This window comes from Prescottella defluvii, assembly GCF_000738775.1.
GTDB lineage: Bacteria > Actinomycetota > Actinomycetes > Mycobacteriales > Mycobacteriaceae > Prescottella > Prescottella defluvii.
The window spans coordinates 1-6,508 of the sequence record NZ_JPOC01000091.1; the positions used below are offsets into that span (position 1 = coordinate 1).

The 6,508-nt window shown below is 67.3% G+C and carries 4 protein-coding genes and 2 pseudogenes; 2 read left to right on the forward strand and 4 right to left on the reverse strand.

Annotated features, from left to right (window positions below; genetic code table 11):
- Positions 1–184: 184 nt before the first annotated feature.
- From IJ15_RS0123555 to cofC, 3 genes are all read right to left on the reverse strand, one after another.
- The gene (locus IJ15_RS0123555) at positions 185–1,147 is read right to left on the reverse strand and encodes a bifunctional NUDIX hydrolase/histidine phosphatase family protein (RefSeq protein ID WP_051919583.1); all 963 of its coding nucleotides are present in this window, start codon (positions 1,145–1,147) and stop codon (positions 185–187) included.
- 62 nt (positions 1,148–1,209) lie between these two features.
- The gene (locus tag IJ15_RS0123560; RefSeq protein WP_031940778.1) at positions 1,210–3,438 is read right to left on the reverse strand and encodes an RNA degradosome polyphosphate kinase; all 2,229 of its coding nucleotides are present in this window, start codon (positions 3,436–3,438) and stop codon (positions 1,210–1,212) included.
- A 51-nt stretch (positions 3,439–3,489) separates the two neighbouring features.
- Positions 3,490–4,215, reverse strand: coding sequence for a 2-phospho-L-lactate guanylyltransferase (gene cofC, locus IJ15_RS0123565; RefSeq protein ID WP_031940779.1), 726 nt, complete (start codon positions 4,213–4,215; stop codon positions 3,490–3,492).
- Positions 4,216–4,380: 165 nt separating this feature from the next.
- On the opposite strand from cofC, the gene IJ15_RS0123570 reads away from it, so the two are divergent.
- Complete coding sequence (locus tag IJ15_RS0123570; protein ID WP_031940780.1) at positions 4,381–5,379, forward strand: NAD(P)H-dependent glycerol-3-phosphate dehydrogenase; 999 nt, start codon at positions 4,381–4,383, stop codon at positions 5,377–5,379.
- A gap of 72 nt (positions 5,380–5,451) precedes the next feature.
- Positions 5,452–6,273, forward strand: a pseudogene (locus tag IJ15_RS0123575) (D-alanine--D-alanine ligase family protein); the annotation flags it as partial.
- 54 nt (positions 6,274–6,327) lie between these two features.
- Here the strand turns inward: IJ15_RS0123575 and IJ15_RS25760 are convergent.
- Positions 6,328–6,486, reverse strand: a pseudogene (locus IJ15_RS25760) (D-alanine--D-alanine ligase A); the annotation flags it as partial.
- Positions 6,487–6,508: the final 22 nt, after the last annotated feature.

A 6,508-nucleotide genomic window follows, 5' to 3' on the forward strand; every position in this document is an offset into this window, starting at 1 on the left:
ACCGTGGCGAAGAAGACTGCCGCGAAGAAGACCGCGACCAAGGCTCCGGCCAAGCGCGCTGCGCGTAAGTGACACCGCGGGCGCCTCGGCGCCTACGGAACTCTCCGTAACTGACACGGCGGCCACGGGATCTCTCCCGTGGCCGCCGTGTTGTGTTTCCTGTTGTACCAGATGGGGATTCGGGTCAGTCGGTATTGCGAACGACCGGCAGTGGACTGTCGATGTGGTCCGCGGCAACGAGGCGTCCCCCGGACAGTGACAACACCCACGTGCTGGCCTTGCGGTTCCGGGCCGGGGGGAGTTGGATGCCGTCGCGTTCCGCCCACCACTCCATCAGATCGGGAATGACCCCGCCCTGACTGCAGATCACCTGCACACCCCCCATCGCCGCGATCTTCCGCGCACGGGCCCGTGCGCCCGCAGGATCCGCGGCGTAGCCCTCCTCGGAGAGCAGCGGCTCGATGCGGATCGGTGTCCCCAGCGCTCGGGCCAGGGGTTCGACCGTCTGGGTACAGCGCGTGCGGTCGGCCGACGAGATCTCGCTGGCCCCGAACGCCTGTAGTTGAGGGACAAGGGCTTCCGCCTGGACCAGGCCCTTCGGGTCGAGGGGGCGCACGGTGTCGTCCCCGCTATGGTTCTTGCTGCTACCGGCCTTGGCGTGCCGGACCAGGAGGACCGTGGTGGTGTCGGGCGGGATCTGCATGAATCGTCGCAGGATCGTCCGGTCCATCGGGTAGGACAGTTGGTCCGGGACGCGATCGGGTGCCAGCCAACGTAGTTCGTCGACCTCGTCGTTTGGGGTGAACTGGCCGGTCGCGGCTTCCGCTGCCCAGTACTCGACTCTCTTGAGCTTGCGATGGCCGGGTATCGGATATGTCACACGTGATAGATGTCGCCCCAATTGTGCTGTTATCCCGGTCTCTTCGTGGATCTCACGAACTGCCGCGACGATCGCCGTTTCACCGGGGTCGAGTTTGCCCTTGGGAAATGACCAATCGTCATATCGAGGGCGGTGTATGAGAGCGATTTCGATCTCATACGGATTTGTCGGAGACTTACGCCACAAAACTGCGCCCGCCGCGAAAATGTTCGCCTTGACAGGTTTGTCATGGCTCGGCTTGTCGGTGCTCGACTTCTCACGACTCAACGGCTTCGTTCCTTCCTTCGGCCACGGCTCTCGCGGTGCCCGGAGGCCGTGGTGGATCCTGCTCAGGCGCTGGAGGACCGCCGACGGCGCATCATCTCCTCCTGATGTTCGCGGACCTTCTCGCCGCGCGCCGGCGCCGCGAGCCAACTGCCGTCGGACTGCAGGACCCAGCACCGCGTGGTGGGGTCCAGTGCGGATTCGAAGATCTCGTCGAGCTGTCGGGTGAGCCGAGGATCCTTGACCTGTGCCATCACCTCGACGCGCCGATCGAGGTTGCGGTGCATCATGTCGGCACTGCCGATCCAGAATTCGTCGGCGCCGCGGAAGTGCATGATTCTGGAATGCTCGAGGAAGCGTCCGAGGATCGAGCGGACCTCGATGTTCTCGCTCAGCCCCGGAACTCCGGGCTTCAGCGCGCAGATGCCGCGGACGACGACGCGGACCGGGACACCGGCCCTCGAGGCGCGGTAGAGCGCATCGATCACTTGTTCGTCGACGAGAGCGTTGGCTTTGAGGCGGATCCCGGATTCGCGTCCGGCGTTCTTGTGCTCGATCTCGGCTTCGATGCGCTCGATGATCCCGGCGCGGACGCCGTACGGCGCGACCAGGAGGTTGCGGTACTGGGACTTCCGGGAGTAGCCGGTGAGCGAGTTGAACAGGTCCGTGAGGTCGGCGCCGATCTCGGGTGCCGCGGTCAGCAGTCCCACGTCCTCGTAGAGGCGCGCGGTCTTGGGGTTGTAGTTGCCCGTGCCGATGTGGCAGTACCGGCGGATCGTCGAACCTTCACGGCGGACGACCAGGCAGGTCTTGCAGTGCGTCTTCAGACCCACGAGTCCGTACACGACGTGGACGCCGGCCTGTTCCAGCTTGCGGGCCCACTTGATGTTGGCCTGCTCGTCGAATCGAGCCTTGATCTCGACGAGGGCGACCACCTGCTTGCCGGCCTCCGCGGCCGCGACGAGTGCGTTGACGATCGGTGAGTCACCGGAGGTGCGATAGAGCGTCTGTTTGATCGCGAGGACCTGGGGGTCCGCCGCCGCCTGCTCGATGAACCGCTGGACGCTGGTCGAGAACGAATCGTAGGGGTGTTGCACCAGGACGTCGCCGTCGCGCAGCGTCGAGAACACGCTCTTCGGTGTCTCTCGCTCACCGAAAGCGGGGTGGGTGGCCGGTACGAACGGGGCGTCCTTGAGCTGGGGTCGATCCACGCCGTAGACCTGCCACAACGACGAAAGATCAAGTAGCCCAGGTACTTGGATCACGTCGCCGGGGTCGACATCGAGCTCGCGCAACAGCAGTTCGAGCATGTGTTCGGTCATGTCGTCGGCGACTTCCAGCCGGACGGGGGAGCCGAACCGGCGGCGTGCGAGCTCACGCTCGAGTGCCTGGAGGAGATCCTCGTCGCGATCTTCCTCGACCTCGAAATCCGCGTTGCGCGTGACTCGGAAGGCGTGGTGCTCCACCACTTCCATGCCGGGGAACAGCACGTCGAGGTGCGCGGCGATGAGGTCCTCGGTCGGCAGGAACGCCGCGATGGCCCCGGGTGCGTCACCGGTGCGCTTGACGCGGACGAAGCGGTCGACGTTGTTGGGCACCTTCACCCGGGCGAAGTGCTCGCCTCCGGTGGCGGCATCCTTCACCGTCACCGCAAGATTCAGGCTGAGACCACTGATGTACGGGAACGGGTGCGCGGGATCGACGGCGAGCGGTGTGAGTACCGGGAAGACCTGCTCGTGGAAGTGGTCGGAGAGCTTGCTGCGTTCCTGGGCGTCGAGTTCGGGCCAGCCGATGATCGAGATGCCCTCCTCGGCGAGCGCGGGACGCACCGAGTCGAGGAACACCTGTGCGTGCTTGGACGAGATCTCCTGGGTCCGGGCTCCGATCAGTGCCAGCTGTTCGCGCGGTGAGAGCCCGTCCGCCGACCGTACGGACAGGCCGGTCTCGTCCCGTCGCTTGAGGCCGGCCACGCGAACCATGTAGAACTCGTCGAGGTTGGACGCGAAGATCGCGAGGAACTTGGCGCGCTCGAGCAGCGGCAGCGACGTGTCCTCGGCGAGTGCGAGGACACGGGAGTTGAAGTCGAGCCAGCTCAGCTCGCGATTGAGGTAGCGGGCGGCGGGCAGGCCGATGTCGTCGGCTCCGTCGGGGGTGGCAGCCGGAGGCGCGGTGGGGATGATCGGGTAGCGGCCCCCTTCGGGGCTTCCGGTCGGAACTCCGCGAGTCCCGCCGGAGCCGTCCTCGGTTGCCCGTTCGGAGTCTGTGTGTCGATCGAGTGCTCTCCCGTTGCTCACTCCTCGATCATCCCTCGAGAATTGCAGGCGCGACAATCGATCACACGCAGTTCACCCCGATCGGGACTGCCGGACACCGGGCGTACACCCCATGTGCTCGAGCGCTGCACGTGTGGCCGGTCCGAGGCTCAGTTGTGCGGCCGCGGCGAGATCCGCGACGGTGTCCACGTCCTGGCGCAGTCCGGGCCAGTCGCCGTCGAGCCTGTGCGCGCCGGACGCGATGTGGTGGGCAGCGGAATTGGTGCCGAACCGTGGATCCAGTGCGCTACCCGGCCCGCACGCGAAGAGCGCCGCGGTGCCGGTGCCGGTGTGGTCGACGACGATCGCTCGTCCCACCTTCCGGGCGGCCGCGAGTGCTTCGAGCAACTCGTCCGCCGACAGGGCCGGCAGATCCGCTTGCAGCGCCACCAGATCCGTCAGGTCGGGATCGGTCGGCACGGAGGCCTCGGCCGCGGCCAGGGCGGCATTGAGGCTCGACTCCCCGGAGTGCACGCGGGCCGGGTCGGGGAGATGGCGTACGCCGTACAGGTCCGCGATCGTCGCCACCGTCGGATCGGGCGTCACGACGGTGATTCCCGAGAACGGATCGTCGGGTCCGGGCCCGACGCCCGCGCCGACGAGGGTGGCCAGCGTGTCGTGCAGCATCGCGACGACGAGGTCGGTCCGGTCGTCGGCCGACAGCGATTCGGCGAGCCGTGACTTGGCGAGCCGCAGCTCCTTGACCGCGATCAGGACATGGGTGTGCACCGCTCGTGGCGATCGGTGCTCCGACTTCATAGGACGCAATCTTGCCAGTCGTGTCGTCGATGGCTCGCGACCGGCGAGCGGAGGGGCCGGGGAGATATCGTGTTGCACAGCAGTGAGCGGCGTGAGCAGCGTCGACGGCGGAGCGATGTGGGCAGTGAACGGCGCGAGCGGTGAGCGCAGATCGGAGCGGACGGCGTGAGCAGAGCAGCGGTACTGGGGGCGGGGTCGTGGGGGACGGCGTTCGCGAAGGTGCTCGCGGATGCGGGCACGGACGTGACCCTGTGGTCGAGGCGGCCCGAGGTGGCCGATGCGATCATGTCCCGGCACGAGAATCCGGACTATCTGCCGGGGATCGTCCTTCCGTCGGGGTTGTCCGCGACTGCCGATCACGAGGCGGCCCTCGACGGCGCCGACATCGTCGTGCTGGCCGTGCCGTCGCAGTCGCTGCGTGACAACCTGCAGGGTTGGGCCGGGGCCATCGGTCCGGATGCGACGTTGCTCAGTCTGGCGAAGGGCATCGAGAGTGTGACGTTGCTGCGGATGAGTGAGGTCATCTCGCAGGTGGCCCAGGTGGATCCGTCGCGGGTCGCGGTCCTGTCGGGGCCCAATCTGGCGCGAGAGATCGCGTTGGGTCAGCCTGCCGCCACGGTGGTCGCGTGTTCCGACGAGGCGCGTGCCATGGCTGTGCAGAAGGCTTGTGCCACAGGATATTTCCGGCCGTACACCAACACCGATGTGATCGGCTGCGAGATCGGTGGCGCCTGCAAGAACGTCATCGCACTGGCGTGCGGGATGGCGTCGGGAATCGGTTTGGGCGAGAACACGATCGCGACGCTCATCACCCGGGGGCTGGCCGAGATCATCCGCCTCGGCGTCGCGCTCGGCGCCAATGCGGCCACCCTGGCCGGGCTCGCCGGCGTCGGCGACCTGGTCGCGACCTGCGCCTCCCCGCTGTCGCGCAACCGTTCGTTCGGTGAGCGCCTGGGGCTCGGTGGTTCCCTCGAGAGCGCGCAGGCTGCGACCAACGGGCAGATCGCCGAGGGCGTCAAGTCCTGCACGTCGGTGCGTGCTCTGGCGGCCGCACACGGCGTCGAGATGCCGCTGACGGACGCGGTCCACCGGGTGTGTCACGAGGGGATGTCCGTGCACGACGCCGTCGGCCTGCTGTTGGGTCGCCGCATCAAACCCGAATAGGTCGCCGGCGACCGGGATCGGCATACTCGGTCGGTTCGATGCGGCGGCGCCCTCGACGGTACGGTTTGGGGCGTGAATAATCCGCGTACCAGGGTCGCCGTCGTCTTCGGTGGCCGCAGTAACGAGCATTCGGTGTCCTGTGTCTCCGCCGGCAGTGTCCTGAGGAACCTCGACCCGGACCGGTACGAAGTGGTACCGATCGGGATAACCACGGACGGTGCCTGGGTCCTGGGTTCCGCGGATCCGGCAGACCTCGCGATCCGTGATCGATCGATGCCGACCGTCGACGCGGAGGGCACGGCCCTGGCGCTGACGGCGGACCCCACCCGTGCGGGCGCGCTGGTGAGCCTTGACGAGACGCAGGCCGGCCAGGTTCTCGCGTCGGTAGACGTGGTGTTCCCCGTCCTGCACGGCGCGTACGGCGAGGACGGCACGATCCAGGGCCTGCTCGAACTCGCGGGCATCCCGTACGTGGGCCCGGGCGTCCTGGCCAGTGCCGCGGGTATGGACAAGGAATTCACGAAGAAGCTGCTCGCGGCCGAGGGACTGCCCGTCGGGTTCCAAGTGGTGCTGCGCCCGGGCACCCCGACGCTCACCGACGACCAGAAGGAGCAGCTCGGGCTGCCCGTGTTCGTCAAGCCGGCCCGCGGTGGCTCGTCGATCGGGATCACCCGCGTCGCGGACTGGGCGGACCTCGACGCCGCGGTGGCGCACGCGCGGTCCCACGATCCGAAGGTGATCGTCGAATCCGGCGTCGTCGGCCGCGAGGTCGAGTGCGGTGTGCTCGAGTTCCCGAACGGTGACGTCCGGGCGAGCGTCGTCGCCGAGATCCGGATGCCCGACACCGACGGTGACGAGTCCGCCTTCTACGACTTCGACACCAAGTACCTCGACGCCCGCGGCTTCCCACATCCGGGGGAACATCGAGATCGACGTGAAACCGGGCATCGTGTTGATCTCGTTGATGACCGGCCCGTCGGCGGTAACGAAGAAGTCGACCCGCGCCAGCCCCTGGCAGTCGAGGGCACGGAAGGCGCGGACGGCCAGTTCCCGGATCTCGGCGCTGACGTCGTCGTCGAGCTTGGCGGGGACGTCGAACTCACAGATGTCGTCGAGGTACTTGGTGTCG